The organism is Streptomyces sp. MspMP-M5 (assembly GCF_000373585.1).
GTDB lineage: Bacteria > Actinomycetota > Actinomycetes > Streptomycetales > Streptomycetaceae > Streptomyces.
Map to the genome: position 1 here is coordinate 30,646 of NZ_KB891890.1, position 26,126 is coordinate 56,771.

Below are 26,126 nucleotides of genomic sequence, written 5' to 3' on the forward strand. Positions count from 1 at the left end.
GCATAGGTGGCGCTCGACGGCGGCGGGGGCGTCGAACTCCTCGTCAGGCATGCCTCGAAAGCTACCGGAGCAAGGGTTCCAAGAAAGCGTTCCAAGAACCCAATTGAGAAACAGGAGGCCGGACAAAACGGTTGCCGCCCGGGGTGGTGGCGGCTTCTCATTTGGCCATTTATGAGAATCACCCAGCGTCACAGAAGTCGGGGCTGACAGTCCGTGGGGCGAGGTGGTAGTACGGGACGCGGTTCGCGCCAGGTGGCGGTGCCGGCGAGACGGGGGGTGGGCCGAGGTGTCCTCGCGCTTACGGGCGTTGGCCCGGCTGATCACGGCGGTCGCGGTCGTCACGGCCTATGTCGCGCTGCACCTGGCGATCACCGCGGGCATGCACCTACGGGCATGCGACCGCTTCCGCGACGCCCCGGCACGGGCTGCCGCGTTCACCGCCGCGCTGGACCGGTACGCCGCTGGGGACGTGTCCGCGCGCGCCGAGATCCGTGCGGGCGACACGTGGTTCAAGGAGAACGCCCCGTCGGGAGCGAGCCGCTCCGCGGTCTCCTCCGCCACCGGTGACGTCGAGAAGGGCCGGGTCTCCCTCGCCCGCGAGCGGGTCGCCGGGCTGGCGGCGGATGTCGAACGGGACCGGGCACGACTCGACCGGAAACTCGGCTCGTCGCGCGCGACCGCGCTGTACTGGACGGTGCCCGCCGCGCTGCTGCTCGGGCCGGCGTTGTGGCTGCGGCGCCGGCGCCGGTCGGGCGCCGCGGAGATCATCAGCGTGGTCGGCTGGTTCGCCCCGCGTCAGCCGTGGTGGCGGCGTCCGGTGTTCTTGCTGGCCAGTGGCGCCGGATACGTGCTGTTCGCGGCGGGGGTCATCGCCGTGGGCACGGCGCAGCGGCGGGGCTCCACCGTGCCACCGATGACCATGGTGGGGTGGCTGGTTGGCGGCCTGGCCGCCATCGGGGCCGGGGTCCTGAGCCTGCGCTACACCCGCCCGCGCGCGGCGCGCGGCGCGGTCCAGGCCCTGCTGGCCGACGGCCGCCAACCCGTGCTCTACCTGCGCAGCTTCACCGACGACGACACCGCGGCCCGGGTCGACGACTCGTCCGCGTTCGTCAGTATCCACTCGCGGGAGGAGCAACTCACTGGGGCGTTGGGCGCCGTCGGCCCCGTGATCACGGTGGGTAAACCCGGGGAGCCGCTGCCGCGGCTGGGTGCGGCACGGTTCTACCTGCCGCCCGACGACTGGCAGCCGACGGTGCTGCGGCTGATGGAACTGTCCCAACTCATCGTGCTGCGGCTGGGGTTGGGCGACGGACTGTGGTGGGAGGTTCAGCAGGCCCGCGCCACCCAGCCCGCGCGCAAGCTCGTCCTGCTGACGCCGGGCGGACTGTCGCGGCAGGCCGAACGGCTGGAGCTGGCTGAACGGTTGGACGAACACCTGCCGACCCCGTCCCGGCTGGCCGAGATGGCCGGGGAAGATCCCTGGACCGGCGCCGTCATCACCTTCGACCCCGAGTGGACGCCCCGGGTGCAACCGGTGGGGCCCGTGCCCCGTGCCAAGCTCCCGCGGGGTGCGCTCGTGCGCCGCGCGGCCCGCGCCGTGAAGGCCGGCTTCGTGTCGATGACCATGTTCACGCCCACGCACCACCTGGCCCGCGTCATCAAGGACGCCCTGGCGGCCGTGGGAGTCCGCAGACGGACGATGGCCTGGCGGGCCACCTTCGCCACGCAGACGTCGTTATGGAAAGGGTTCGTGTTGGTCACGGTCCTGGCCCTGCTGCGCTGGCTCGCGGGCCGGGCGCTGCAACTCTTCGGCCTCGGTTAGTGCCGTTCCGTTACGACCGGTCCCGCATGACATCCCGTGAAACGGGGGACACAACAGGGCAGCGGCCCATAGCCTGCTGACCCACGTACTGCGCGGTGAGTCGACGATCTTCGGGGGAGGATCATGGACGGTTCACAGCAAGGCATGCCGACGCATGCGAATCCGGTCGCTGCGGAGCGGCCCAGGACGGTGACCGGCGCGGCCACGACCGCGACGATACTGATCTCCTTGACGCTCGTGCTTGAGGTGTTGGTCCTGGTGGCCAACTGGCGCCTGTACTTCCTCGCCCACGACTACCTGGCCGGGAAGGCGACGGCTGCGGACCTGGAGGCCGCCGACAACGATGCCCTCGCGACGCTGGGGTCACTCTGGCTGTCCATACTGGTATGGATCGCGGCCGGCATCGCGGTGGTCGTCTGGCTGTGGCGGGCCCGGATCAACTCCGAGCTGATGAGCGGTGCCGCCGCGCACCGCCGGGCCCGGGGCTGGGTGGTGGGCGCCTGGACCACCCCGGTGGCCAACCTGTGGATCCCGTACCAGGTCGTGTCGGACGTCTGGCGGGCCAGTGCCCCCCGGCGGCCCGTCCCCGTCACCCTGATCAACGCCTGGTGGGCGCTGTTCGTGGTCGCCAACGTCGTCGTCAAGCCGATCCAATGGCGCATGGTCGCGAAGTTCGACAGCGAGCAGGACGTGCTCTCCGCCGCGAACGTGACCACCCTGCTCACGGCGCTCTACGTGGCGGCCGGCCTGCTCCTCGTCCTCATCGTCAGGCGCGTCACCGCGTGGCAGACCCACAGGCATGTCCAGAACGCAGTGTGAAGGAACGGGGCGCGCACCGCTGTGAACGCGGCGGCGTGGGCGCCCCGTGGCCGTCGCCCGCCGGTCGCGGCCTGGCCTGTACGAGCGCACGGTGACGAACTACGGGGGAAATGCCAACATGGCCGGCATCAGTGACTCGTTGTGGAACGAGGACATCGACGCGGAGAACTTCCGCGAGGCGGCCGCGACGTATCATGCCGCGGTCTTCGAGCAGTACAAGCTGTGCGTGGAGATGGCCGACCGGGTCAGCGCCCGGCGCAACCTCGCCAACACCTTCTTCCTGACCCTCCACAGCACGCTGCTCGTCTTCCTCAGCACCTGGCTGTCCCAGGAGCATCACCGCGGGACTCCGGTCGCACTCGCGCTCGCGGCCCTGCTGGTCCTGCTGGGCATGTGTGCCACCTGGTGGATCACCGTCCGTTCCTACCAGCAGTTGAACAAAGGCAAGTTCGAGGTGATCGGAGCGTTCGAGGAGCGCTTGCCGGCCCGCGCCTTCGTGGCCGCCGAATGGCGTGCCCTCGGCGAGGGGCGTGACTGGCGCGTCTATCTCCCGCTCAACCGTGTCGAACGCTGGATCCCTCTCCTCTTTGCCGTGGCCTACCTTCTGGGCTTCGCCGCCGTCGTGCTGTGACGGCGGCGGCATCCGCTACCGCCGACTCTCCCCGCCACCGGAGCGGGTTAGGCGGGTTAGGGTGAAGGGCAAATCGCCTTGGGCCGGAAGCGGGTTGTCACATGGTCACCATCGCCGTCACCGGTCACATGGACCTGGCCGACGAGGCAGTCGGTCGGATCCGCACAGACCTCCGTGAGTTCTTGGCCGACCTGCGCGACGACACGCTGGTGGGGCGCTCGTGCTTGGCCCGCGGTGCCGACACGCTCTTCGCCGAGGAGATCCTCTCGCTCGGAGGCCGACTGTCGGCGATCATCCCGTCCCGGGACTACCGGGAAGCGGTGGTCCGCCCCGCGGACCTCGCCGAGTTCGACGCTCTGCGCGACGCCGCCGCCGAAGTGGTGGTCCTGCCGTACGAGCACGCGGGCCACGCCGCCTACGAAGCGGCCAATCGCCGACTTCTCCAGGGGGCGGACCGTCTCGTCGCCGTTTGGGACGGCAGCGCCCCCACAGGTCGTGGCGGCGGTACGGCAGATACCGTGGCCGCGGCACGCCTGGCCGGGTTGGCCGTGGACGTCGTGTGGCCTCTTGGCGCGTTCAGGTCCGGCACCTGACACCTGTGCCCGGTTCGCAGGCCGCCAGCAGTACGGCATGGCGCTGGTCACCGCTGGCTGACACCCTGTCTGGTCGAGCGCGGCGGTGAGCGGCGCGGAGAACCTCCGGTCACTCCTCCTGGCCGTCGTCGTCATCGTCCAACTCGACCGCGTCCGGGTCGCACAAGGACCGCAACCTACCGGCCGCCTGGGTGGAGGCCGTGAAGCCGTAGCGGCCCAGGGAGTTCCCGCGCGACGAAGATTTTCCGCGAGGCTGCCCGGGCGCCGGGGCGGCACACCGGCCCCCGGCGAGCCCGGACGGGCTGTGACGGAGCCCGAACAACGGTGTGTCCCCTGACGAATGGCTTCACCAAAGGCATCCCCCCGCCAACTCTGTGGCGCTGCTGCGCTCTTGGCAGCGCACTGATACGGCAGCGCACTGATACGGCAGCGTGCCGCACGGTGCGGTGCGGGGCCGTTCGGGACGGAATTGCGTAAGTGCTGTGTGCTCCGGCTCCGGAACGACAAGAATGCGTGAGGGCTGTTGATCCGCCCAGTCACTCTGCCGCGAAGAGAGCGAAGCATCTTGAGGAATAAGTCCGACACCGCCGAGTTCGTGTCCGACGGCACGCGCCACGCCGTCACCCGTGCCCAGGTCGAAGCCGCAGCCTCACATCTTCCCCCAGCGCACAGCGCCACCTTCAGTCGGAACCGTGAGTGGTACGCCCTCGTCGGCACTGGCCTCCACTACGTCGTGGATCTGCTAGCCGAGGCCAGCGGTACCAAACCCTCCGACGTGAAGACCGCCCGCCTTGCTCTGGACGCCCTGGGCTTCCCCGTCGTCTGCTGGGCCTGGGGCGACCTTCTTACCGTCGGCCATTCCGGCCACCGCACCCACACGAGCTGAGGAGAGAGTGGTCTGCCGCTCCCGAAGCCACGCAGATGAAGTCGGCCGTCCCCTGGTTACGTCGCTCGCTGACGTGTCCCGGGTCGAGCGGTATGAGCCGAGACCGCCCTGCAACCGTCACAGTGTCACAATCCGCAGGTCGGCCCGGTCGGGCCGGTCGGGTACGGCCAGTCATGTTGCGTGGTTCCTGTCGGCGGATCCGATCCGCGCCTAACCCCGGGTCCGCCCCAATTCGCCGGCAAGCAGCGTGAGCCGTGAGGTATCGGTCCAACTCACCCCTCGGACAGGCAATTACGCACCGCTGATGTGCGGGGTACTCCAGCTCAAGGCCGAATCCGGCATAAGGCGGAGCCTTGCCGTCGGGGCGCCGGCGTCGAGGGCGGCCTGCTTTCCGTACGGCGATGGCGGGCCGGGGGTGTATCCACCGGCCCGCCATAGTTCGTCACATGGAACAGGGCCCCCATCACCTGAACAGCACACCTATACGGAACCCCCAGCCCGGCACCCGGGTTTGGAGAGCCCTTTCAGCCCGCTCGGACGAACTCCATGTTGATCGAGTACATGAACTGGTCGACGCCTACGCACTTCCAGCCGACGGCTTCGACGGATCGCACGACCAGGTCGATCTCCTTGCGGATCTTCTTCATGGGGTTTCTGACCCGGGCCATGCCCCGGGGATCGATGTCGATGGAGGCTCCGAAGGTGTCGTCCCCTTGCGCGTGTGCGCGCCTGGCATCCGCGATGAGCTTCTGCATCCGGATCGCGTGCAGTATTCCCACGTGCGTCTCCCGCTCTGGGCTGCCGTGGGCCCGTTTGCCTTCCCAATTGCCTTACGAGCCCGTGTGGTTGATGACGGAATTCCTCTGTGGATGGCTTCATGACAGAAGCGCGAGCAGTGTGCGTGCTCCGCAAACGTCAGCTGCTCGTGCCGTGCGCTCGATGCCACGGCTTGCAAGGGCGCGGCCGGGGTCGGCGCAGCCGCCGGCCCAGCAATACCCTGTTCAGGGCTCGGACTCGTCGGCCGCTCTCCCCGAATGAGCGCCATGCCCTGCTCGACGAGGTCACCACTGGACGCGGCCTTGACCGCTACCGCCTGTTCAACGAACTACCGTTAGCCGTGGCCGTGGCCGTGGCCGTGGCCGTGGCCGTGGCCGTGGCCGTGGGTCTGGGCAGGTGGGCGGGTGAGGTCGGGGGCGGGCGGTCTGGCGACGGCGCCTCGGTGGCGCGGGAGCGGGGGTGGGGGTGGGTGTGGGGCGGCTGCACAGTCGTCGCCGGGTGCGAGTTGCTTCCGCTCCCGTTCGCCGAGGAGCCGAGGAGATTGCCCGTCACCTCGACCGCGGCGCCGCAGACGAGCAGCGCTGCGGCCAGCGCGGTCAGTCCGACGGAGGCACGCGATGGCCGGGACGCCGTGGAACGCGGGTCGACGTCCGTCATCAGTCCACGTATTCCTGGGTGACCTCGACGTACTCAAAGCCCTTGACGTCGGTGGCGATCTGCATCTGACCGGTCTTCGACGACGCGATCAGGGAGTTGAGCAGACCAGTGATCGCCGCGCTCAGCGCCGACTCGGTGTCCGAACCGTCGGCGATGAACAGCGCCTTGGTCGCCACCTGTTCCAGCACGACGCGCTTCGCGCCGCCGAAGCCGTAGGCGATCACGTGAGGGTGGCGTGGCCAGTTCCTGTCCACGAGCTTGCGGAAGGAGTCCTGCCAGCGCGCGTCGGTCGGACCGCCGTCGGTCAGAAAGAAGATCGTCGGCCGTAGCACGTCGAGGTTCTGCATCCTCAGGTTGCTGACATCCTGTTCGATGCACTCCCGCACCCGGTCGAAGGTCTTGCCGTACTCCGTGCGCCCGCCGCAGATCACCTCGGGCATGGCCGGCACCTGCTCCATGTCCGACATCGGGATCACCACGTGCACATCGGTGGAGAAGGCGATCACGCTGACCCGGGCGAATTCCGAGACGCGTGGGTTCGTCGCGAGGTTGTAGTGCAGACGGGAGAGGGTCGCGTTGAGCACTGCCTCGTGGGGCTTCATCGACGAGGACGCGTCGATCACCACGTAGGTAGGCAGGCAGAGTGACATGGTGCACCTCTGAGCTAGTGGTTGAAGGCGATGATGAGGACGACCAAGATCGCGACTATGACGAGCGGGAGAACCCACCCGTCCTGCGAGGAGGTTGCAGGCTTCTGCTTCTCCTTGGCGGGCACCGGCACGGGCTTCCTGGCGGGCACGGGCACGGGTTTCCTGGCGGTCGCCTGCACGGGTTTCCTGGCGGCCGTATCGGTGTCGGTGCGGGGCTGGGGGATCGGGGGCAACGAGGGCAGCGCGGTGCGTGTCGGACGTGGCGTGGTCCTGAGATAGGGACCGCTGTTCAGCGCCTGGTTCAGCTGAGCGGCCGAGGGCCGTCGCTCGCGGTCGGTCGCGAGCAGCATGTCGAGCAGCACTTCGGAGACGGCGGGCTGGTTCTGCCAGGGGGACGCGGCGACGGTGTGGAAGGCGCCCGCGTCACGCCGGCTCGTCAGACATTTGGCGACGAGCAGTCCGAGCCGGTAGCGGTCGGTGTACTGGTCCGCGTCGGTGCCCGGTGGCGTGAGCGGGTCGGCCCAGTTCGGCTGGTGGATGTCGGGCATCTTCTTCGGCTGACAGCCGTCGACGTCGATGAGGTAGACGGAATGCTGATCCGGGCTCCAGAAGGCGTTGGAGAACGACCAGTCCGAGTAGACCAGGCCCAGGCTCTCCAAGATCGCGGCGAGCTGGGTCAATTGGAGGCAGGCGGCCAGCCTGCCGGCGAAGCCGGGGGGCGGCAGTCCGACGCCCCGTATCGACTCGTCGGACTTCGCCAGCCAGTCGATCTCCACGAAGCGGCGCTCGCTGAACCCGCCGCGTCGCAACTCGCGGCGGTACTGCTCGGGCGCCATCGGGATCACGCAGCCGACGGCCGGGTTGCCGGGCTCATGGATCCGGGCCGCGGGCCAGCACGCGCCGGCGTAAAGGAGCGCACGATCCGCCTCCGGCAGCGTGGCCGGAGCCGAGATCAGCAGGTCGAGCCGATGGGCGTCCTCCGGGGGCTGGTCCGGCCGGTAGAGCTTGGCCAGCCAGCCTGGATGGTTCGTCAGCGGCCGTACGGCGATGGCCTGGCCGTTGTGTTCGGAGATCGGCTCGGCCAAGGGACCGAGATCGCTGACGCTCACGGTCTGTGGCAACGCCCAGCCCCGCGGATCGGTCGCCGGGCCGTCGCCGTCGCCGACACGGTCATCGGCGCCGTCGATGAGAGGGGGTTCGGTCATGCCCGGTCACCGTTCCAGACCACGACAGCGGTGCGGTCGTCAAGGCACTGCGGCGCGTCGAAGCCGACGTCGGCGGTGAACCGCGTGGCCGGGACCGGTGAGCGCCAGGCGTTCGCGAAGTACGCGTTGACGTTGCCCGCCGGGTCCGCCCACGCGTCGCCGATCCCGTCCGTGACCAGGGCGAGGGCGGCGCCGGGAGCCAGCGTGACGTAGTGGTCCCTGGCCAGTTGCGGTGTGTCCGGCAGTCGCCCGGCGACCTCGTTCGAGACCACCGCGGCCGAGCGGTCCTTGGCATCGCCGGCGGAGAACTGCCACCGCGGGACGTGCGCGTCGAGCGTCCAGGCCGAACTGTCGCCGAGCCATGCGACCCAGGCCCTCGCAACGCCGTTCGCGTCCGGCTCGGCGAGCACCGCGGTGATCAGCACGGTGGCCATCTGTGAGGTGCCGACGCCGCGGCCGGTCGCGTGCGCGGCGATCGATTCCGCGATCCGCCCGTACAGCTCTTTGACATCGAGTCCGCCGAAGCCCACTGTCTCGATCTGCTCGCGCAGCAGGGTGACGGCCTGGCTGGAGGCCGTGGTGGCCCCGGCGTCGGACCAAGCCGCGCTGGACAGGCCGTCGGCCACGGCCACGATCGCGTGCCGGCTGTCCCGGCTCCGCCCGATCCGGTAGGAGTCCTGGCGCGGCTCGGCGGGTTGGCCGCAGCGGTGGCCGGGCCCGATGACGGAGGCCGCGCGGAGGGTGAAGGCCCCGACCGTGGCCTCGTCGGCAGCGATCCCGTTCTGCACCGTGCGCTCCGGCAGCAGCCACGGGTAGCCCTGGGCACGGGCGCCGTCGCCGAAGCGGGGGACGCTCAGGTCGGTCGGCCGCTCGCGCAGGAACGGCCGGGGCCTCGGGGGCTGGGACTGCGGCGCCGCCGGTCCGGTGACGTAGCGGCAGATCGGAACCGTTGTGCTGGGCCGGGGTTCCGGTGCGAGCCGATCCCGCTGCCGGGCGGGCGTCGCGGCGGGCTGGGTCCCCAGCACGGCCGCCGCGCCGACGGCGCCCACTGCCGCGAGGGCGAACACGTCCACCAGCAGGCCGAACTGCCGGTGCGGCGTGCCGACCTCGATGAAGGCCCCGATGACGACGGCCCCGAGCAGCACCGCCCGCGCCCGTCCGTCCATGAGGCCGTCGCGCCGGCTGTCGTCCCGGCTCACGGCCGTTCCTCGGAATCGCGGGATTTCGGCCCGGAGGAAAAGTGCTGAGTACCGTGCTGCACCGCGAATACCTCACCTGAATCGGTGGCGGAATTGACCTGGATCACGATGTCCGGTCTTTCTGGGGTTCGCAGCGAACCCAGGGCCATGACGTCCCGGGCGAGATCCGGGTTCCGGTCGAGCAGCTGGGACAGGGCCTCGGTCCAGTAGTGCACAGCCCCGGCGTCGACCGCTCCCCTCGTGGCGGTCGACTGCCGGTCCAGCGCGGCGGACAGCTCGTTGCGGCGGCTGCTGCGAGCCTGTGCGAGGACGCCGCTCATCAGCCTCTTCGCCTCCTGCCAGAGATCGGTGCCCATGGCGGCGACCAGAGCGGTGGCGCCGCTCGCGGCCAACTCGGCGAGTTCCTCGTTCATCAGCGCGTCTCAACCTCGGTCGTTGTGGCGGACGTACTGGTCGCCCCGGTGCACGGCGAAGACCGTGCCGTTTCCCGTGGCCCGGACGAGCTGCTCCGCGGTCCGCGGCGCGGGCTCCGCAGGCCGCTCGCCGAATCCGGAATCCCGGCCGGAATCGACGCGTGGCCCGACGGGGCTGCCCGGGTACCAGAGCCAGGCCCGCGCGGCGTACTCCTTGGCCCGGACGTCGGCCGCGGTGAAGGCGTCGGCTTCCAGCCCCTCGTAGCCGTGCCCGACCGTTTCCTCGTAGAAGTGGTGCGAAAGGATCGCGGCCACCGGGGTGCCGCTGGTACCGGCCAGGGTCGCGTGCCGCAGCGGGGCCGAGTCGAGCAGCCGGGCCAGTGCCTCGAAGGGGGCGCCGGAGACGGTGCCGTCCGGATCGAGCCGGATTTCCCCCGCGTGCACCGCGGCCCGTACCCGCAGCCAGGTGTCCGCGTCGGCGTGCCGGTTGTGCTCGCGGATCCGTGAGCCCAGCTCCGGGAGCAGCGGGAACAGCAGTCTGGCCTTGGGCAACGCAGCCGGGGCGACGAGCTGGCAGCCGTCGCCGGTGTCGACGTACGCGAAGTCCGGTGCGTCCAGATCCGCGCTGCCCAGGGCGTCGACCAGCGCGGAACGCAGAACTCTGCGGATCTTCTGCAGCCGCTGCTCGCCGCGGCCCGCGGAGCCCGCGATGTCGCATGCCAGCAGGGCTCGGTATTCATACCTCGGATTCACAATCCCTCCGCGATCACGACGGGGTCCGGCAATTCGAAGATCGATTTGCTGTCGTCCCGGTTATTCGGTTTCGACGAGATGATTGACGAGACCGTAGAGGAGGGGTCCTCGGGTAGAACGGCTACTAATACGGCTTGTGCGGCTTCGGCTGCACGAGGAAGGGAGGTGTGGCCGATGCGCAACACACGGGTTCGCGGGGCCGTGGCCTACTGGCCGCCGGCCGGGCTACTGGGCCGGGTCGACGAGGCCGACCGCGGAATCCTGCTGGGACTCGGCCACGGCGTGGTCTACCCGGCCGGTCAGATCACCATCCGCGAGGCCGACACCTCGGACTTTGCGCTGCTCCTGCTCGGCGGCACGGTAAAGGTCACCGCGCACGCCCAGGACGGCCGCGAGGCGCTGTTGGCCGTGCGGATGGCCGGGGACCTGGTCGGGGAACTGGCTGGGATCGACGGTCAGCCGCGCATCGGCACCGTGACCGCCTGCGGCAGGGTGCTGGCCCGCTACATACTGCGCTCCGAACTGCTGGAGTGCACGAAACAGCACCCCGCCATAGGACTTGCCCTCAACGCGAGCGTGGTGGCCAAACTGCGCACGGCGACCGGCCGGATCGTCGACTTCACCGGTTGCGACGTGCTCGGGCGGCTGGCCAGGATCCTGCACCACCTGGCCGTCACCTACGGGCGTCCCGGCCGGAACGAAGCCCATCTCCCGCTGTCGCAACCGGAGATGGCCACCCTGGTCGGTGCGGCCGAGTCGTCGATCCACAAGGCCCTGCGGGCGCTGCGGGAATCGGGCGCGATCGTGACCGGCTACCGCAGGATCACGATCCTCGACCTGGATCACCTCGCCCGGATCGCCGTGGCGGCCGGGCCTTCCGAGGACGTCGCGGCCGGGCCCGCCGGATCGCCGGCGATCTCGTCGAACACGTAAAAGCGACGGGTTCGCACGACGGGTCGGCGCCAGCCTGACCGAGTGCATGACCCGAGCGTGGGAAGGACGGGGGAAGCAGATGCCAGAGAACAACGGTGCTCCGGACGATTCCGAGCGGATCCGGGCCGGCGACGTGTCCGGAACGATGCTCGTAGGCAGCCACAACATCGTGAGCACCCTGAACATCACCGCCGAGTCCGGTTCGGCCGTCACCGTGCACGGGGGGCCGTTACCGGATCCGGTCAAGCGACAGCCGATCTCCCAGCTGCCGCGGTCCGCCGCTGAGCCGTTGATGGGACGGGCGCGGGACGTCCAGGTACTACAAGAGGCCATCGGCACAAGCCAGTTGGTGCAGGTCTGGGGCGCGTCCGGGGTCGGCAAGAGCGCGCTGCTGCGCCACCTCGCGTGCGCGCTGCCGCGCGGGCCCGAAGGAGCGGCCTACATCGAAGCCGGCGGACGTACGGCCGATGACATCGCGCAGGCGATATTCGACATCAGCTTCGACGCGCCGAACTACAAGCCGTCGCTGGAGGTGCTGAAGGAGCATCTGAAGACCCTGCGGCTGCGGATCTACCTGGACGACGCGGGGCTCGACGAGAAGGACCTGCGCCGACTCTTCGACATGGCCGAGCAGTCCACGTTCGTCTTCACCTCGCAGCAGCCGTCCGCGGTCGACGGCGTGCGCGCGATCCACCTCGAAGGACTGCCGGCCTCCGCGGCGGCGGAACTGGTGGAAGCGCTGCTCTCCCGCGAGCTGCGGCCCGACGAAGCGCCGATCGTGGACGCACTGTGCGACGCGGTGGACGGCAACCCGCTCCGGCTGCGGCGCATCGCCCTGTCGGCCGCGACCGGCAAGGGACTGCCCGGCATCGCCGATCTCCCCGAACTGCTTCCCGCGCTGCTGAACAAGCTCCGGCCGCAGGAGCGCGACCTGCTGTACCTGCTCGGCTCGCTGTCCGGCGCCGAGTTGGCCCCCCGGCATCTCAGTGATCTGCTCGGCCGGCCGGACACCGGCGCGCTCGCCGACGGTCTGGTGCGACACGGCCTGCTGCTCGCTTCGGAGACCGGCTACAGCTGTCCGCCGGATGTCGCCGAGTGCGTGCTGAACATGCGGAAGACGGAGTTTCCCGCCGATCGGCTCTGCCGGGCGCTCACCGCGTGGGTCGAGGCGAGGGACACCGCTCCGGACGACGTCGCGGCGCACTTCCAGGCCCTGGATGTCGCGGTGCTGCGGGCGGAGCGGAGCGGACACGCGCAGCTCGGCGCGGCGCTGGCCCGTGCGGCCTCGCCGAAGCTGGCGCTGTCCCGGCAGTTCGACGCGTGGGGCAGCCTGCTCGGAGTCGGTTGGGCAGCGGCGAAGAGCGCGGGGGACAAGGAGGGTGAGGAGTTCTTCCTGCGCGAGGCCCGCACCCGCCGGAAGGCGATCGGGCGGGCCGCGCAGACGACGGCCCTGGTGCTCGAGGCGGAGGTGCTGTGGCGGGAACTCACCGCCCTGCACGCGCATTCGGCGGCCCACCAGGTCGCCGGCGCCGCGTCGACCATCACCCCGTCGGCCGCGGCGCCCCCGGTCCACCCGGTCCACCCGTTCACCCCGACGCACGGCGCGGTGCACACGCAGGCCGTCACCCACCCGACCGCCGCCACGTCCGCCGCTTCGGCTCCCACGCACACAGCCATGCCCGCCCACGTGGCGAGGCCGGTGGTCGACCTCTCCCATCCCTCCGCGCAGCCGCCCGTCGCCGCCCACGTGTCCAGCGCACACTCCGCCGCACCGATACCCCAGCGGGTCGACCTCTCGGCGGCGCACCCTTCCGCTGCCCACTCGACGCACGCCGTGAGCACCACCACGTCCGCGACGAGCACAGGCCACACGGCACTCACCGCCGCCGGTGCGGCGGGTGCCAAGGGCGGAATATCGGCACTCGCCGTCGCCTGCACGCTCGGCTTCGTAGCCGTGCTGGGCGTGGGTGCCGCCGTCTATGCGAACGACCAGCCGAACCCGTCTCCAGCCGTCACGTCGAACTCCGTCAGTACGCCGAACCTGAGCGACGACACCTCGCCCACCGACACCCCCTCGCCCACCGACACCCCTTCGCCCACCGACAGCCCTTCGCCCACCGACACCCCCTCGCCCACCGTCGATCCCGTGTGCGCGACAGTGCTCCCGCAGCTGACATCAGGGGCCAAGCAGTACGGCACCGATGCCGACGCCGAGGACGCCGCGTTCCACTCGTACAACAGCGCTGTGAGCGCCTACAACTCGGGCGCGACGTCCACCGCTCCCGACAACAGCAATTTGCTCTCCGGCGCCAACGCCGTCGTCAGTGACCTGAACTCCATCGAGTCCACGTTGCAACAGGCCATTTCGGAAGCTCAGGACAGCTCCGTGGAAGCGGACTTCAAGAGCATGCTGACCGCCGTTCAGCAGATACGGAGTCAGTACCAGTCATTCGCCAATATGTCCAGCAGCACGATTGACACATCAAGTCCGAGTTCGGCGATGGGATCTGCCATAGACAGCCTGCGGACCGACTGTGGCGGCTGACGTACCCCGCTTTCCCTCAAGAAAGGCCGATCATGCCCGCAGAATCCACACACGGAGACATCCACACCGGGGACGTCTCCGGCATCTTCGTCGTAGGAGACAACAACCGCGTGACGAACACGAAGCGTCCCCCCGAGCAGCCGCAGCAGCAGAACTCGGCGGAGGACCAGGCAGCCGTCTTCGCGGTCGAACACGGCACCATGCACGTCACGTACAACGCCGCAGCCGAGCCTGAGGCGGAAGGCTGAGAAACGCCGCGTGCCCCGGCCGATGATCGGCCGGGGCACGTACCCTGCGATCCGCTCAGTCCTTGTCGGCCAGCAACTCCAGGTCCTGAGCACTCAGCGTCGCCGTCTTCAGCAGTTCCCTGATCAGGTTGACACTGAGTGTCGAGCCGACCGGCTCGCCGACCTCGTCGCGCAGCAGTCCGCGCACGCCCCGGCGGTGCAGCCGTTCGCGCACGTCCTCGACCGTGTTCGCGACCGACTTGTAGGTCCAGGACTTGGTCACGTAAGGGGAGGCGTTGACCAGACGGGCCGTGTCCTCCCAGGCCAGTGGGAGCGGGAAGGCGTCGTGGCCCTCCAGGTAGCGCCGGGCGAGCGCGGTGAGCACCAGCCGCTCCTGCGGGGAGAGTTCGTAGACCGTCTCGGGATCGACGGTCTCCGCACCGCTCGTGGAGCGGGGGTTCCGGTCGTCCTCGTCCACGACGCGGACCTCCACCAGGTGGGAACGCCGCTTGGACGAGTTGATCACCAGCGGGGTGTACCCGGACTCGATGAGCCGCTTGTGGCCGGTGAGCATCAGCACGCCGTCGGGCAGTTCGATCGGCAGATTGCCGGTGTTGAGCAGCCACCAGTCGCCGTCCGTGGCCGTGCAGGTGAACACGCCGTGCCGACGGCTGACGGTCGGGTCGTCGACACCGACCGGCACATGCACGTCCTCGCGGTCGCGCCCGAACAGCAGCGTGTACCGGCGCGGCGGCACGGCGTACCCGCCCTCCGGACCCAGTACGAAGATCGTCCCCGGCGGCGCCGAGGGCACCCTGTCGGAGGGACTGCCCGGCGGCAGCATCTGGGGTGGAAAGTTTCCGTGCGCCATCTCACATACCTCCGGCTCGGCTCGCGTCAGCGTAGGAGCGCACCGCGAGGACCGGTCCTCCCACAGATGTGTACGCCGGGCAAGGGCGCGTTCGCCGCCAACCCCTGTTGCCCTGCCCCTACTTGCTCGATAGCCTGCCCGCCGTGAGCGCGAGCGGCCGGGGAACTGCTGATGATGGATAGCACGATCGCCGAACCGCTCAGCGCGGACGATCCGCAGGAGATCGGCAGCTTCACCATCATCGGCCTGCTCGGCGTCGGCGGCATGGGCGAGGTCTATCTCGGGGCGTCCGACAAGGGCTACGCCGCGGTCAAGCGCGTCCGGCCACGGTTGGTCTCCAGCGAGCGCTTCGAACGCGAGGTCGGCATCCTCTACCGTGTGCCGGCCGGGGTCGGGCCGCGGGTACTGGCGAGCGACGGCACTGCGGAACGTCCCTGGTTCGCCACCGAGTACGTGCCCGGACTCACCGTGGACGAGGCGGTCCGGCTGCGCGGCCCGCTGCCTGCCGAGGCGCTGTGGCTGCTGCTGGCCGAGGCAGCAACTCAGCTGTCGGCCGTGCACGCGTTCGGGATCGTGCACCGTGACGTCAAGCCCGGCAACGTCATACTGGTGCGGGACGGCGTGAAGCTGATCGACTTCGGCATCGCGCGCGCCGCGGACCAGGCGAGGCTCACCAAGAGCGGTGGCAGCTACGGTACGCAGGGATTCTCGGCACCGGAACAGCAGGCCGGGGACGAGGACGTGGACGCGCCCGCGGACGTCTACTCGCTCGGCGCGCTCGTGCTCTACGCGGCTTCGGGCCGCACGCCCGGTGTCGTCCCCGACGTCGAGCCGCTGCGTGCCGTGGACGCCGACCTCGCCGCCGTCATCGGGTCCTGTCTCGCGACCGGCCCCGGAGCCCGCCCCACCGCCGGCGAGGTGGTCCAGGCGGCCCGCGCACACCTGCCTGACCCTCCGCCCTCCTGGCCTTCCGAGGTCATGTCACGCATCGCCTTACGACGTGCCTTCGCCGCGACGCCGGTCGGCAAGTTGGAGACCGTCCCGCCACCGGACCTGGATGCGGATCCGACGCCTGAGACCGCGCCCCCGTCCGCCGCGTCACCTCGCCACCCGCGCAGACGCCTGCCCCTGCTCCCGGCCGCCGCGGTGATCGCCCTCGGCGCCGTCGCAGCGTTCGTACTCCTCCCGCCCACTTCCCGGCACAACGGCGCTGCGCATCCGTCCGGCAGCGCGTCGGTCAGCGTCGAGCCCGTGCCCGGGGCGACCCGAACGTCCTCCGCGAGCCCAAGCCGTTCGGCCTCGCCCACCGCGGAGTCCGGACGCCCGACGCCGGTCCGCCCGGCCGGCACGGACACGGCCGTCCCGTCGAGCGCGCCCAGCGCGCGTTCGCCCTCCGGCCCCGCCGCGACCGCCGCGTCCCCAACAGCCGCCACCCGCGTCACCTCGTCGTCGATCAGTGGGATCAACGGCAGCGACGACCCGGCACAGGTCAAGGGCTCCGAGGCGGACACCTCCTGGGTCGGCAACGACGCCGCCTGCTCCGCCTGGCTGGACGACAACGGCTCCGGCGAGCTGGCAGGCGTGCTCAATACCTCCCTGAACCAAAGCTGCGCCGCCGAGCTCTACCGCAGCGACGGCATCGCGTACACGTTCCATGCCTCCTGGGGCGCCGCGAAGACAAGTTTCCTCTCGGACGTCGGCCACACGATGTGGATCTGCGTCTGGAACGCGAGCGACCGATCCGGCGAGCAGTGCTCCGCCCGCTTCGGCATGAACGGCGGCACCCCAGTCAAGAAGTGAAACAAACGGCACAACCCGTGGGCCTCCCGAGCCGCAAGGGAGGCTGCTCGCCGGTCCGAACGAGTCGGAGCGGAAGAGCGGAAGAGGGGCCTCACCAACCTCGTCGCGTTCACCGGTACGTACCACGCCTCCGGGAACGGCAACCGCGTCACCCTCGACGCGCACCGGATACTGCGGCGCTCGCCACCGCGTGGGCGGGTGCGCACCGTGACCTGCCGGGTGGGGCGCCCTCCCGGGGGAGTGAACGAGGGCGCCCCGGTCCGGGGGCGGCCCGCCAGGGGTACGGGCGGGCCGCCCCCGGCCGTGTGGGGCCGGTCAGTTGGGCCGCACAGGGATCAGGGGCGGGTGAACTTCACGTAGCCGCCGTTGTCCGGGCGGTCGAACCAGCCACGGAAGGCCCAGTTGATGTAGCCGCCATCGCCCTTGTTCGTGAACTCGCCGTCCTCGAACACCCAGATGCCGTAGACGACGCCGTCGTAGGTGGCGGAACCGTAGAGCTTCACGCCGTTGAGGTGGTCCTCGTAGCCCTGGCTGAGGTTCATCACCATGACGTTGTACTGGCCACCGGCGGCGTAGAACGCCGACTCCCGGAGGTTTTTGACGAAGCCTTCGCGGTTCTGGGCGGTCTTTATCGACGCCTCGATCTTGTTGGCGATGCCGAGCACGTCGATGTTGAAGTTCAGGTTGGCGTTGGCGCCGACGTCGACCGGCGAGTCGCCGGCCGCTGCCGCGGCGGCGACCGGGGCGGCCGTGGCGGTTGCCGGGAAGGCGGCACCCGCAACGGTGAGCGCGGCGCCCAGGGCCACCGCTGCCACGCTCTTCTTCAGAACGGCCGAAGTGGACATGTCTCTCCTCGATCAATGGGGGGCGGTCTTCTCCGCGGGTACGGAGAGCGGGCCGGGGCTGCGGGAAGAACCGCCGCTCCGGCGTGGACATCAGACTCGGCCGGGCCGCTCACGAATGGCTCATATCGCGCTCATGCGGCCCGTTTTCCGCCATCGGGCCGCATCGGACTCGGTTACGGTCGCATCCGGACGCACCGGACATGTCCGCATCGTGAGATGAGATACGGGGTGGTCATCCCCATCCGGAGTTCCATGGTCTTTACTTCGCAAGGGCGTTCAGCGCGCGCCCCGTTCAGCGATATGCACAAGAGGGCACGATGGTTCAGTTGCGGCTCCTAGGGCCGGTGGAGATCGAGACGGACCAGGGCCTGTCACTGGCTCTGGGGGCGGGCCGGATCCGTACCGTGGCCGCGCTGCTGATCAGCGAGGTCAACCAGGCGGTCCCGGTGAACCGGCTGATCGACCTGGCATGGGACGGGGATCCGCCGGCCCGGGCACGGGGCGTGATCCACAACCACGTACACCGGCTACGGCAGTTGCTGGCGGGACACGCCGAACTCTCCACGCGGGGGCAGGGATACGTACTGCTCGCCGATCCCGGCTCGGTGGACGTCCACCGCTTCCGGAGCCTGGTCACCGGCGCCCGGGACGCCGAACCCCGGGTGACCGTCTCGATGCTGCGTCAGGCCCTGGGCCTGTGGCGCGGCGAGGCGCTGGCGGACGTGCCCGGCGAGCGGGTGCGCAAGACGCTGGGCACCGGCCTGTCGCAGGCGCGGCTGGCTGCGCTCCAGGAGCTCGGTGGACGGCTGATGCTGCTCGGACGGTACGGGGAGCTGGTCACGGAGTTGGCCGGGTGGATCGTGGAGCATCCGCTGCACGAGGAGCTGACCGCGCTGCTGATGCGGGCCCTCCAGGCGAACGGCCGGCAGGCCGAGGCCCTCGACCACTACCACCGGGCCCGGCGCCATCTGAAGGACCAGCTGGGCATCGACCCCGGCCCCGCGCTCAGCGCGGCCTACCTGGCGGTCCTCGGGGGCGGTCGCGGCCCCGCGCCGGCCGCCGCCGGCCGCCCCAAGTCCGCAGCACGGAACCGGGCACCGGCCGCGCCGGCGCACGCGGGGCCGGAGCCGGAGCGGTACGTCGCCCCGTACGTCTGCGATCACCGGCCCGGCCCCCCGCCCCGCCTCGCCCAACTTCCCCCCGCAGTAGCGGACTTCTGCGGCCGCGACCGGGAACTCGCGGTGCTGGACCAGTATCTGGAACGGGTGCCGCGGCCCGCGTGCCTGGTGCTCGCCGGTACGGGCGGTGCCGGTAAGACCACCCTCGCCGTGCAGTGGGCGCACCGCCACAAGGCGGAGTTCCCCGACGGGCAGCTCTTCGCGGACCTGCGGGGATTCGAGCGACCCCCGATGCGGCCAGGCACCGTCCTCACGGCCTTCCTCCGGGCGTTGGGCGTCCCGGAGGCGGAGATCCCCGAGTCCGTGCCGGAGGCGTCGGCGCTCTACCGTTCCCTGCTCGCCGGCCGGCGGATGCTCGTTCTGCTGGACAACGCCGGCACCCCCGAGCAGGCACGCCCTCTCTTGCCCGTGGCGTCGGGTTGCCTGGCGGTGGTGACCAGCCGACGGCGGCTGAGCGGACTGGTGGTGCGGGACGGAGCCGCACTGGTCAGGGTGGGGCCGCTCACCTCGCAGGAGTCGCTGGAGTTGCTGGGCAATGCGCTGGGGCGGCAGCGCGTCGAGGCGGATGCGGCGGCGGCCGGGGCACTGGTCGAGCGGTGCGACCGGCTGCCGCTGGCGCTGCGGATCGCCGCGGCCCGGCTGATGGCGCACCCCGAGTGGTCGTTGGCATGCTGGACGAAGAAGCTGGCCGATGAGCGCCGCCGGTTGCAGGAACTGTCCGCGCACGACGACCTGGGCGTGGAGGCGTGCCTCTATCTCAGCTATCGCGCCCTGTCGAGCGCCGCCGCCCGGCTCTTCCGCTTCCTCGGTCTGCACCCCGGCCCCTGTGTGGAGGTCCAGGACGCCGGTGTGCTGGCCGGCCGGGATGTCGAGCGCACGCGCCGTCACCTCGCCGAGCTGTGCGACGCCCACCTCCTCGAAGAACACGCCGAGGGGCACTATGTGCGGTCCGAGATGGTGCGCATCTACGCCGCGCAGCGCGTCGAGGCGGAGGAGCCGCAGTCCGCCCGCGACCAGGCCGTGCGGCGACTCCTCGCCCACTTCGCCCAGCACCGGGGCCCCTCCTGCCGATGACGGGGCCGGCGGCGCTGATCACTGTCGGAACCGTTCGCCGACTCCCACCCTTCATGGCGCTGCTCTGAACGCTCGCAGGAACGAAAGAACGCCCCTGCCATCCTCGGCAGGGGCGTTCCTTCGTTGCTCAGCGGACCGTGGGGGGGGGGGACCGTGCCCTCTCCCAGTTTCCCGGCCCAGTCGAGCAGTTCGGGTTCGGCCAGGCTGGTGCCCAGCCAGTCGTGGTCGAGGTCGTCTTCTGGGAGGGACGGTACGACTGCGACGTAGAGCCCGGCGGCGCGCGCCGAGGCGATGCCTGTGGCCGAGTCCTCGAAGGCGACGGCGCGCTTGGGAGGCGTACCGAGTGCCTGGCATGCGGTGAGGTAGAGCTCTGGTGCGGGCTTGGGGGAGTGCACTTCGTCGGCGGCGAAGGAGTGGGTGAAGTAGTCGGTGAGACCGGCCGACCACAGTGCCGCGTCCAGCAGTTCCCGGGGGCTGTTGCTGGCTACGGCGATGGGTACGGCTGCCCGGCAGGCGCGTACCAGTTCCGCTGCCCCGGGGAGGGCCGCGGCGCCTCGGGCAAGCTCCTTGCGGACTCTTTCGAGGAGCTCGGCGGCGAGTTCGGTACCGGCGCCGGGGCACCCGAGATACTGGGCCATGGCCTCTCCGGCGGCCTCCACGGTGCGGCCGATGACCAGGGCTTTCTGTTCGGGGCCGAAGGGATGGCCGTGCGCCGCGAAGATGGCCGTTTCCGCAACGGTCCAGCAGGGTTCGGTGTTGACCAGCAGACCGTCGCAGTCGAAGACCACGGCCTCGGTGCTGGTGGGGAGCGAGCACATGCAGATGTCCTATCGCTTCGGGTGACGTACGGGTTGCCCGTTCGGCGGCCGTCGGTGGCCTTGCGGTGGTGCCGAACCGGTGCCTCACTGTCCGAGCGCGAGCCGGATGCCGAAGGCGGCGATGACCGTGCCGGTGATGCGGTCGAGGCAGCGGCGGGCCGAGGGCCGTTGCAGGCGGTTTCGGAGCACGTGCGCGAAGGCGATCAGTGCGCACGCCCAGGCGACGGCCAGGAGAATGTGTACACCGGTCAGGAGCACGCCTGCAGCGAGGTGCGAGGCGCCGGCGGGGATGAACTGCGGGAGCACCGCAACGTAGAAGGCGCCCATCTTCGGGTTGAGGAGATTGGTCACGGCCCCTTGCCGCCAGCCGTCGAGCAGGGTGTCGCCGGTGCCTGTCCTGGCCTCGGTCTCGACCCCGGTCACGGTCGCGCACCCGGTCCCCGCGGTCTGCGGGCTCTCGCTCGATGAGCGGCGCCAGGTGGCCCACAGCAGCCTGCCGCCCATCCATACCAGGTAGGCGGCGCCGACCCAGCGAAGAGTCTCGTACGCGAGGTGGGACGCGGTCAGCAGTGCGGTCACACCGAGCGAGGTGAGCACGCCCCAGGCCAGCGTGCCGCTCTGGATGCCGAGGACCACGCCCCAGGCGCGACGGCGGTGCCCGAGCGCTGCGGTGCGCAGGACGAGTGCGGTATCAAGTCCGGGAGTGAGCGTCAGGAGTCCAACTATCAGGGTGAAAGTCCCCATTGCGTCTAGGGCGATCATGAGCGATCACCCTAGGCCGAGGGCCATGGAACGTCTACATTCCTGCCCGAAACCGGGCAGGAATGCCGGTGTTCGCCGCGCGTCGTCCGGGTAGTCATGCGACTCATCCGGCACGCCTTGGAAGCGTGTCAGTGATGCCTGCGCGGCGCTCCGTACCAGCGCCAGTCCTTCCGGCGCGGACGAGCGGGTGTTTCGAGGCGTCCGGTAGCCCACAAGAGCGTGGACGAGGCGCTGTCCGCGAGGGTTACGTCGGGGAAGAGCCGGGTGAGAACACGCCTGCTCAAGTCCTCCGGTGGGAATCCGTCGCGCTGGAGGCCCCGAGCGATGTCGTGGGTGTGAACGAGGGTTTCGACGACGCCCATGGCCGCGAAGCCTTCAGGGTCGGAGGCGCCGAAGACATGTGGGGCGAGTGCGGTGGAATCGGTACTGTCCACGACGGTCGCGAGCAGCCCGCCGCACGCCTCCACGACGGTCAGCAGGCCCTCCGGCCCCGCCGCCTCGTCGCCGAAGATGACGTTGGCCGGTCCTCGGGGGCGATCGGTGGAGGTGCGCAGAGGTACGCGTGGCACGCCGCTCGGGTGCGCGAGCCCGAAGCGCAACGCATAGGTGAGCAGGTCGTCCGCGAGATGTTCCAGGGTCTCCCAACATGTCCACTCCAGTTGGCCGGCGGCTGCGTGCCATTGGGCGGAGGGCGCACCGGACAGGGTGGCCACACAGTGCGCGACGGCCGCGCGAACATGCTCGCCGCTCACCAGGATCTGCGTCTGCGGGTATGCGGAATGCGTCATCCCCGCAGGCTAACTACGGGTGGCCACCCCATGCCCGGCCGGCCAGGCACCCCCTCTGAAAACCTCTAACGGAAAGCCCCCGCGCCGCCTTCCGCTGCCTGGTGGTTCGGTCCGGTCGCGTAAGCCAGCGGAGGTGCGATTGCTTGCGCGTCCACTCCCTCGCCGACCCACAGGGCGATGAACAGCGCGGCGGTCGCCTCCAGGAGTCCCGCACGTTCGAGACCGCCGCCGGCCACGGGTTCGCAGCCCACGTCCTGCACCAACTCGCGTACCCGCACGAGGGCCGTCTCGTCGTCCCCGCAGACCGGCACGGCCAGTGGTCGCCCGTCGAAGACGGGAGGCCGCATGCGCCACACGTCCTCGTGGCACAGGTTGAAAGCCTTGACGACGTGGGCTCCCGGTGCCGCCGCGGCCAGTTGCTGCGCGGCTGAGGGGCCTCCTTCCGTCAGCAGCCGGAAGCCCGGCCCGATCGGATTGGAGCAGTCGAGCAGCACCTTGTCCTCCAGGGCCGCGCGCAGTTCCCGTGCCACGTCTACCCCTGCCCCGAAGGGCAGTGCGCCCAACACCACCTCCTGACCGGACTCGGCCGCCGCGCGCAGACCGGCAGGCTTCGCACTGCCTCCGATGCGCGTCGCAAGCTGCTCCGCCTTGTGTGCGTCCCGTCCCCCGATGGTCACCTCGTGCCCGGCCCGCACCCAGTGGGTGGCGAGCGCGTCGGCCATGTTGCCCGTTCCCAGTACGCCGATCCTCATCACACGTTCCCTCTCCGTGCCTGCTTCGACCATTCACACCGACGTTAGAAGGCAGTTGGGGCACCATTTGGTACGTGACGACCGACGCCTTCCTCGCCGACTGCCGCGCCCGCCTCGCCTTCGACCTGCTCTCCAACACCTGGAACGCCGTGGTGCTCTGGGCGCTGCGCGACGGTCCCAGGCGTCCGGTCGAGCTACGGGAGCGGATCGGGGGCATCAGCTCCAAGGTCCTCACCGAGACTCTGCGCCGGCTGCAGTTCAACGGACTGGTCGACCGGCAGGCCGACCCCGACGCACCCTCACGGGTCGAGTACCGACTCACCGCTCTGGGACGGACCTTGCTGGCGCCCATCGACGCCGTCGGCGCATGGGCCTTCGAGCACGGCGACGAGGTCATGGCAGCCCAGGAAGCAGCATGCACCCTCGTCCCGCAGCCCCCTCCTTCTGCTCACTAGGGCGCTTGTGACGGATCTCCGCGGCGTCGCGGTGCCTGGCACGCACTCTCGCGGCGTTGCCGAAATGCATTGCCCGAGGCCCGAACCAAGCCCCGGAGGGGAGAAGGCATGGCGGTCCCTGCTCGCCGGCTCCTCGCGCGCAAAGAGGGGCAGAGCTGTATCTGCCGGCGGCAGGCGATCTCGCGTGCGCCTTGGGGCAACGGATGGGTTCAGGGGGGTGTGAGGGTGTCGAGTTGTGCAGCGAGGTCGGGGTGGTTGGTGGTCAGGTGGGGGCGGGTGGCGTTGAGGGGGCGGATGAGCTCGGCGGGGTCGTCGTGGGCAAGGGCCGCGTGGAGCTGGGTGAGCGGGAGGCGGGCCGTGGCGGGCAGATCGGTGAGGGCGGTGATCTGGCCGGCGATGCGGCGCAGGTCGGCCGCGTTGCGGCGGGCCCAGGTGGCTGTGGTGCGTGCGGCAGCGCGGCGTTCGCGGGTGGCCTGGACGCGTTGTTCGCCGGTGGTTCCGGCGGGGCCGGGGCGGCCGCGCAGGTAGCGGCGTTCGGCGGCCTGGCGGCTGGCGACGCCGAGGGGGTGGGCGAGGTCGGCCCAGCTGGCTCCCGCGTGGCGGGCGGTCTCGATCAGACCGGTCTCCCATCCGGCGAGCTGCTCGCGCACCTGCCGCAGCAGCATCAGGGAGGCCAGCGCCTGCTCCGGCCCGGGGGAGGGCGCATCCGGGGTGTCCAGGGGCTCTCGCTGGGCGTCGCGCAGGGCGTCGTCTATGGCGTTAAGAGCCGCAGCGGCGGCGAGGAACGACGCCGGACTGTGGGCATTCGTGCTGGTCGTGGCCGGCTCGTCGGCTGTGGTCACGGGCGCCTCCCTCTCATTGTCGTCCTGCGGACGACATCGTGGTTGTCATCCAATGGATGACATGTTACAACGGTGCCAGTGAGGCGCATTGGCAGCAACTGCCTGAACCTGCTGGAGGTGTTTTCACGATGTTGATGCGCACTGACCCCTTCCGTGAGCTGGACCGGCTGGCGCAGCAGATGATGGGCCCGGGCACCTGGTCCCGCCCGTCGGCGATGCCGATGGACGCCTACCGCGAGGGCGACGAGTACGTGGTGGCCTTCGACCTCCCGGGCGTCCCCGCGGACGCGATCGACATCGACGTCGAACGGAACATGCTCACCGTCAAGGCCGAGCGGCGGCCGGTGACGAAGGCCGACGACGTGCAGATGGAGCTGTCCGAGCGGCCGCTGGGCGTCTTCTCCCGCCAGATCGTGCTCGCCGACACCCTCGACACCGAGCACATCCAGGCCGACTACGACGCGGGCGTGCTCACCCTGCGCATCCCGATCGCCGAGCGCGCCAAGCCCCGCAAAATCTCCATCGGCGTCGGCTCCGGCCGCAAGGAGATCTCCGGCTGACACCGGCCGGACGGGTGCGGAGGGCGGACAGCTGATCTTCCCCTCACCTCGCCCTCCGCGCCCCCCCAATGGGCAGTCCGAAGAAGAAGGGGGCGGCCGAGATGACCCTGCGACGTGAAGCGTTCCTCGGCCACGTCAAGGAACGCGGCGAGTACGACACTTGGGAGGAAACCGAGCGCGCGGCCCGCGTGGTGCTCGCCCTCCTCGGCGCGCACCTGGTCGGCGATGTCCGCGCCCAACTGGCGGCGCGCTTGCCCGAGGCGTTCGCGCTGATCCTGCTCAACCCGCTGCAGAGCGCCGAACCGCTGTCCCCGGAGCGGTTCGTCCGCGCAACGGCCGCGTGGATCGAAGGCGCCACCGAGCAGACCGCGGCCTGGGACGTCAGCGCCGTGCTGTCCACCGTCGCCGACGCCGCCGGCGAGGACCTGACGGGCGAGATCCTGCTCCAGCTCCCTGCCGGCTACGACCTGCTCTTCGGCCGCCCCCAGCCCACCTGACCATCCGCACCCGGTGCCCGAACACCGGCCACAGCAAGAAAGGCAACCACCCCAGTGATCTCCGACCTGCACACACCGCCCCTGCAGCCGTACGGGACGGCATACGAGCAGATGCTGGAGAAGGTCCGCTACGAGGGCGCCTACCCCACCCGCGAGAAAGCCGACGAAGCCGTCCGCCTCGTCCTCGCCGGACTGGGACGCCAGCTGACCGGCGACGAACGCGTCGACCTGGCCGCCTGCCTGCCCCTGGAAGCCGCACGCGTGCTGACCGCACAGATCCCCGACACCCGGCCACTGACCGGCTGGGCCTTCGTCAAGGACCTCGCCGCCCGCACGGGGGCCTCCCTGGCCACCACCCGCTGGGACACCGGCTCCGTCTTCTCCGCCGTGGCCGCCCACGCCGGCCCCGACCTGATCACCCGCATCCTCCACCAGCTCCCCACCGGCTACGCCCTGCTGTTCGGCCGCGCCGAACTCACCCCGGCCGCGTAGACGGCAGGTGCGTGCTCGGGGCGGGCGCGACGACCGCTGCGACGGTGTCCGCCCTGGTCAGGTTCGGCGACGCGCAGCGGGATCGCGCTCAGCGACGCGTCGGGCGACCGCGTCGCCGCCAGGGCGGGCGTAACGCTCCAGGGGACGAACCGAGGCACGGCGGGAGCGGGCCGGCAGCATCGTCGATGACGAACCTGCCGTGGAGGGGCCCTTCTTGCGGTGCGCCGTGGAATTCCTGACAGTGCCCTCCTACCGCGAAGGGCAGTTCATGCGTCTCCAGTT

At 70.3% G+C, this 26,126-nt stretch carries 27 protein-coding genes; 14 read left to right on the top strand and 13 right to left on the bottom strand.

What is annotated here, in order from left to right; genetic code table 11:
- Positions 1–286: 286 nt before the first annotated feature.
- From B073_RS0117005 to B073_RS0117030, 5 genes are all read left to right on the top strand, one after another.
- Positions 287–1,822, top strand: coding sequence for a hypothetical protein (locus tag B073_RS0117005; RefSeq protein ID WP_026247467.1), 1,536 nt, complete (start codon positions 287–289; stop codon positions 1,820–1,822).
- Positions 1,823–2,059: 237 nt separating this feature from the next.
- Positions 2,060–2,641, top strand: coding sequence for a DUF4328 domain-containing protein (locus B073_RS0117010; RefSeq protein ID WP_234025111.1), 582 nt, complete (start codon positions 2,060–2,062; stop codon positions 2,639–2,641).
- A gap of 118 nt (positions 2,642–2,759) precedes the next feature.
- The gene (locus B073_RS0117015; RefSeq protein WP_018539291.1) at positions 2,760–3,272 is read left to right on the top strand and encodes a RipA family octameric membrane protein; all 513 of its coding nucleotides are present in this window, start codon (positions 2,760–2,762) and stop codon (positions 3,270–3,272) included.
- A 101-nt stretch (positions 3,273–3,373) separates the two neighbouring features.
- Positions 3,374–3,865, top strand: coding sequence for a hypothetical protein (locus B073_RS0117020; protein WP_018539292.1), 492 nt, complete (start codon positions 3,374–3,376; stop codon positions 3,863–3,865).
- A gap of 565 nt (positions 3,866–4,430) precedes the next feature.
- Positions 4,431–4,751, top strand: a complete 321-nt coding sequence (locus B073_RS0117030; protein WP_018539294.1) for a hypothetical protein — start codon at positions 4,431–4,433, stop codon at positions 4,749–4,751.
- Between the two features lie 524 nt (positions 4,752–5,275).
- Here the strand turns inward: B073_RS0117030 and B073_RS0117035 are convergent.
- The 6 genes from B073_RS0117035 to B073_RS0117065 all read right to left on the bottom strand — a co-directional run bounded on the left by B073_RS0117035 (position 5,276) and on the right by B073_RS0117065 (position 10,405).
- Positions 5,276–5,530 carry a hypothetical protein gene (locus B073_RS0117035; RefSeq protein ID WP_018539295.1) on the bottom strand — a complete coding sequence of 85 codons (255 nt, stop codon included), beginning with the start codon at positions 5,528–5,530 and terminating at the stop codon, positions 5,276–5,278.
- A 654-nt stretch (positions 5,531–6,184) separates the two neighbouring features.
- The gene (locus tag B073_RS0117045; protein ID WP_158690139.1) at positions 6,185–6,811 is read right to left on the bottom strand and encodes a vWA domain-containing protein; all 627 of its coding nucleotides are present in this window, start codon (positions 6,809–6,811) and stop codon (positions 6,185–6,187) included.
- Between the two features lie 38 nt (positions 6,812–6,849).
- Positions 6,850–8,040: a hypothetical protein gene (locus tag B073_RS0117050; protein WP_018539298.1), complete on the bottom strand. Its 1,191-nt coding sequence runs from the start codon at positions 8,038–8,040 to the stop codon at positions 6,850–6,852.
- Positions 8,037–9,239 (bottom strand): protein phosphatase 2C domain-containing protein, encoded by a 1,203-nt coding sequence (locus B073_RS40200; protein ID WP_018539299.1) that lies wholly within the window; start codon positions 9,237–9,239, stop codon positions 8,037–8,039. The genes B073_RS0117050 and B073_RS40200 overlap by 4 nt, the downstream gene beginning before the upstream one ends.
- Positions 9,236–9,652, bottom strand: coding sequence for a hypothetical protein (locus B073_RS0117060; protein ID WP_018539300.1), 417 nt, complete (start codon positions 9,650–9,652; stop codon positions 9,236–9,238). Before B073_RS0117060 ends, B073_RS40200 begins: the two co-directional genes overlap by 4 nt.
- Before the next feature lie 9 nt (positions 9,653–9,661).
- Positions 9,662–10,405, bottom strand: a complete 744-nt coding sequence (locus tag B073_RS0117065; protein ID WP_018539301.1) for a hypothetical protein — start codon at positions 10,403–10,405, stop codon at positions 9,662–9,664.
- A 174-nt stretch (positions 10,406–10,579) separates the two neighbouring features.
- Here B073_RS0117065 and B073_RS0117070 point away from each other — a divergent pair, with 174 nt between their 5' ends.
- The 3 genes from B073_RS0117070 to B073_RS0117080 all read left to right on the top strand — a co-directional run bounded on the left by B073_RS0117070 (position 10,580) and on the right by B073_RS0117080 (position 14,131).
- Positions 10,580–11,338, top strand: a complete 759-nt coding sequence (locus B073_RS0117070; protein ID WP_063740883.1) for a Crp/Fnr family transcriptional regulator — start codon at positions 10,580–10,582, stop codon at positions 11,336–11,338.
- A gap of 79 nt (positions 11,339–11,417) precedes the next feature.
- Entirely contained in the window at positions 11,418–13,883 is a 2,466-nt protein-coding gene (locus B073_RS0117075; RefSeq protein ID WP_020573029.1) for a hypothetical protein, read from the top strand.
- Positions 13,884–13,915: 32 nt separating this feature from the next.
- Positions 13,916–14,131 carry a hypothetical protein gene (locus tag B073_RS0117080; RefSeq protein ID WP_018539303.1) on the top strand — a complete coding sequence of 72 codons (216 nt, stop codon included), beginning with the start codon at positions 13,916–13,918 and terminating at the stop codon, positions 14,129–14,131.
- Positions 14,132–14,186: 55 nt separating this feature from the next.
- On the opposite strand, the gene B073_RS0117085 is transcribed toward B073_RS0117080, so the two are convergent.
- Positions 14,187–14,981, bottom strand: a complete 795-nt coding sequence (locus tag B073_RS0117085; protein ID WP_106731874.1) for an FHA domain-containing protein — start codon at positions 14,979–14,981, stop codon at positions 14,187–14,189.
- Positions 14,982–15,152: 171 nt separating this feature from the next.
- On the opposite strand from B073_RS0117085, the gene B073_RS40205 reads away from it, so the two are divergent.
- Positions 15,153–16,781 (top strand): serine/threonine protein kinase, encoded by a 1,629-nt coding sequence (locus tag B073_RS40205; RefSeq protein ID WP_018539305.1) that lies wholly within the window; start codon positions 15,153–15,155, stop codon positions 16,779–16,781.
- Between the two features lie 335 nt (positions 16,782–17,116).
- Here the strand turns inward: B073_RS40205 and B073_RS0117095 are convergent, their stop codons facing one another.
- Entirely contained in the window at positions 17,117–17,626 is a 510-nt protein-coding gene (locus B073_RS0117095; RefSeq protein ID WP_018539306.1) for a hypothetical protein, read from the bottom strand.
- Positions 17,627–17,970: 344 nt separating this feature from the next.
- On the opposite strand from B073_RS0117095, the gene B073_RS40210 reads away from it, so the two are divergent.
- Positions 17,971–19,878 carry an AfsR/SARP family transcriptional regulator gene (locus tag B073_RS40210; RefSeq protein ID WP_018539307.1) on the top strand — a complete coding sequence of 636 codons (1,908 nt, stop codon included), beginning with the start codon at positions 17,971–17,973 and terminating at the stop codon, positions 19,876–19,878.
- Here the strand turns inward: B073_RS40210 and B073_RS40215 are convergent.
- The 4 genes from B073_RS40215 to B073_RS0117120 all read right to left on the bottom strand — a co-directional run bounded on the left by B073_RS40215 (position 19,770) and on the right by B073_RS0117120 (position 22,998).
- Positions 19,770–20,696: an HAD family hydrolase gene (locus B073_RS40215; protein WP_018539308.1), complete on the bottom strand. Its 927-nt coding sequence runs from the start codon at positions 20,694–20,696 to the stop codon at positions 19,770–19,772. The two genes, B073_RS40210 and B073_RS40215, sit on opposite strands and share 109 nt — an antisense overlap.
- Before the next feature lie 84 nt (positions 20,697–20,780).
- Positions 20,781–21,440, bottom strand: coding sequence for a LysE family translocator (locus tag B073_RS0117110; RefSeq protein WP_018539309.1), 660 nt, complete (start codon positions 21,438–21,440; stop codon positions 20,781–20,783).
- 146 nt (positions 21,441–21,586) lie between these two features.
- A complete protein-coding gene (locus B073_RS0117115) occupies positions 21,587–22,246 on the bottom strand; it encodes a maleylpyruvate isomerase N-terminal domain-containing protein (protein ID WP_018539310.1) in 660 nt (219 codons plus the stop codon).
- 65 nt (positions 22,247–22,311) lie between these two features.
- On the bottom strand, positions 22,312–22,998 hold the full coding sequence (locus tag B073_RS0117120; protein ID WP_018539311.1) for an NADPH-dependent F420 reductase: 687 nt from the start codon (positions 22,996–22,998) through the stop codon (positions 22,312–22,314).
- Between the two features lie 74 nt (positions 22,999–23,072).
- Between B073_RS0117120 and B073_RS0117125 the strand changes: the two genes are divergently transcribed.
- Complete coding sequence (locus B073_RS0117125; protein ID WP_018539312.1) at positions 23,073–23,453, top strand: winged helix-turn-helix transcriptional regulator; 381 nt, start codon at positions 23,073–23,075, stop codon at positions 23,451–23,453.
- 209 nt (positions 23,454–23,662) lie between these two features.
- Here the strand turns inward: B073_RS0117125 and B073_RS0117130 are convergent, their stop codons facing one another.
- The gene (locus B073_RS0117130; RefSeq protein ID WP_018539313.1) at positions 23,663–24,295 is read right to left on the bottom strand and encodes a hypothetical protein; all 633 of its coding nucleotides are present in this window, start codon (positions 24,293–24,295) and stop codon (positions 23,663–23,665) included.
- 128 nt (positions 24,296–24,423) lie between these two features.
- On the opposite strand from B073_RS0117130, the gene B073_RS0117135 reads away from it, so the two are divergent.
- From B073_RS0117135 to B073_RS0117145, 3 genes are all read left to right on the top strand, one after another.
- Positions 24,424–24,855 carry an Hsp20/alpha crystallin family protein gene (locus B073_RS0117135; RefSeq protein ID WP_018539314.1) on the top strand — a complete coding sequence of 144 codons (432 nt, stop codon included), beginning with the start codon at positions 24,424–24,426 and terminating at the stop codon, positions 24,853–24,855.
- 101 nt (positions 24,856–24,956) lie between these two features.
- Complete coding sequence (locus B073_RS0117140; protein WP_026247473.1) at positions 24,957–25,352, top strand: DUF2267 domain-containing protein; 396 nt, start codon at positions 24,957–24,959, stop codon at positions 25,350–25,352.
- 111 nt (positions 25,353–25,463) lie between these two features.
- Positions 25,464–25,844 (top strand): DUF2267 domain-containing protein, encoded by a 381-nt coding sequence (locus tag B073_RS0117145; RefSeq protein WP_202486779.1) that lies wholly within the window; start codon positions 25,464–25,466, stop codon positions 25,842–25,844.
- Positions 25,845–26,126: the final 282 nt, after the last annotated feature.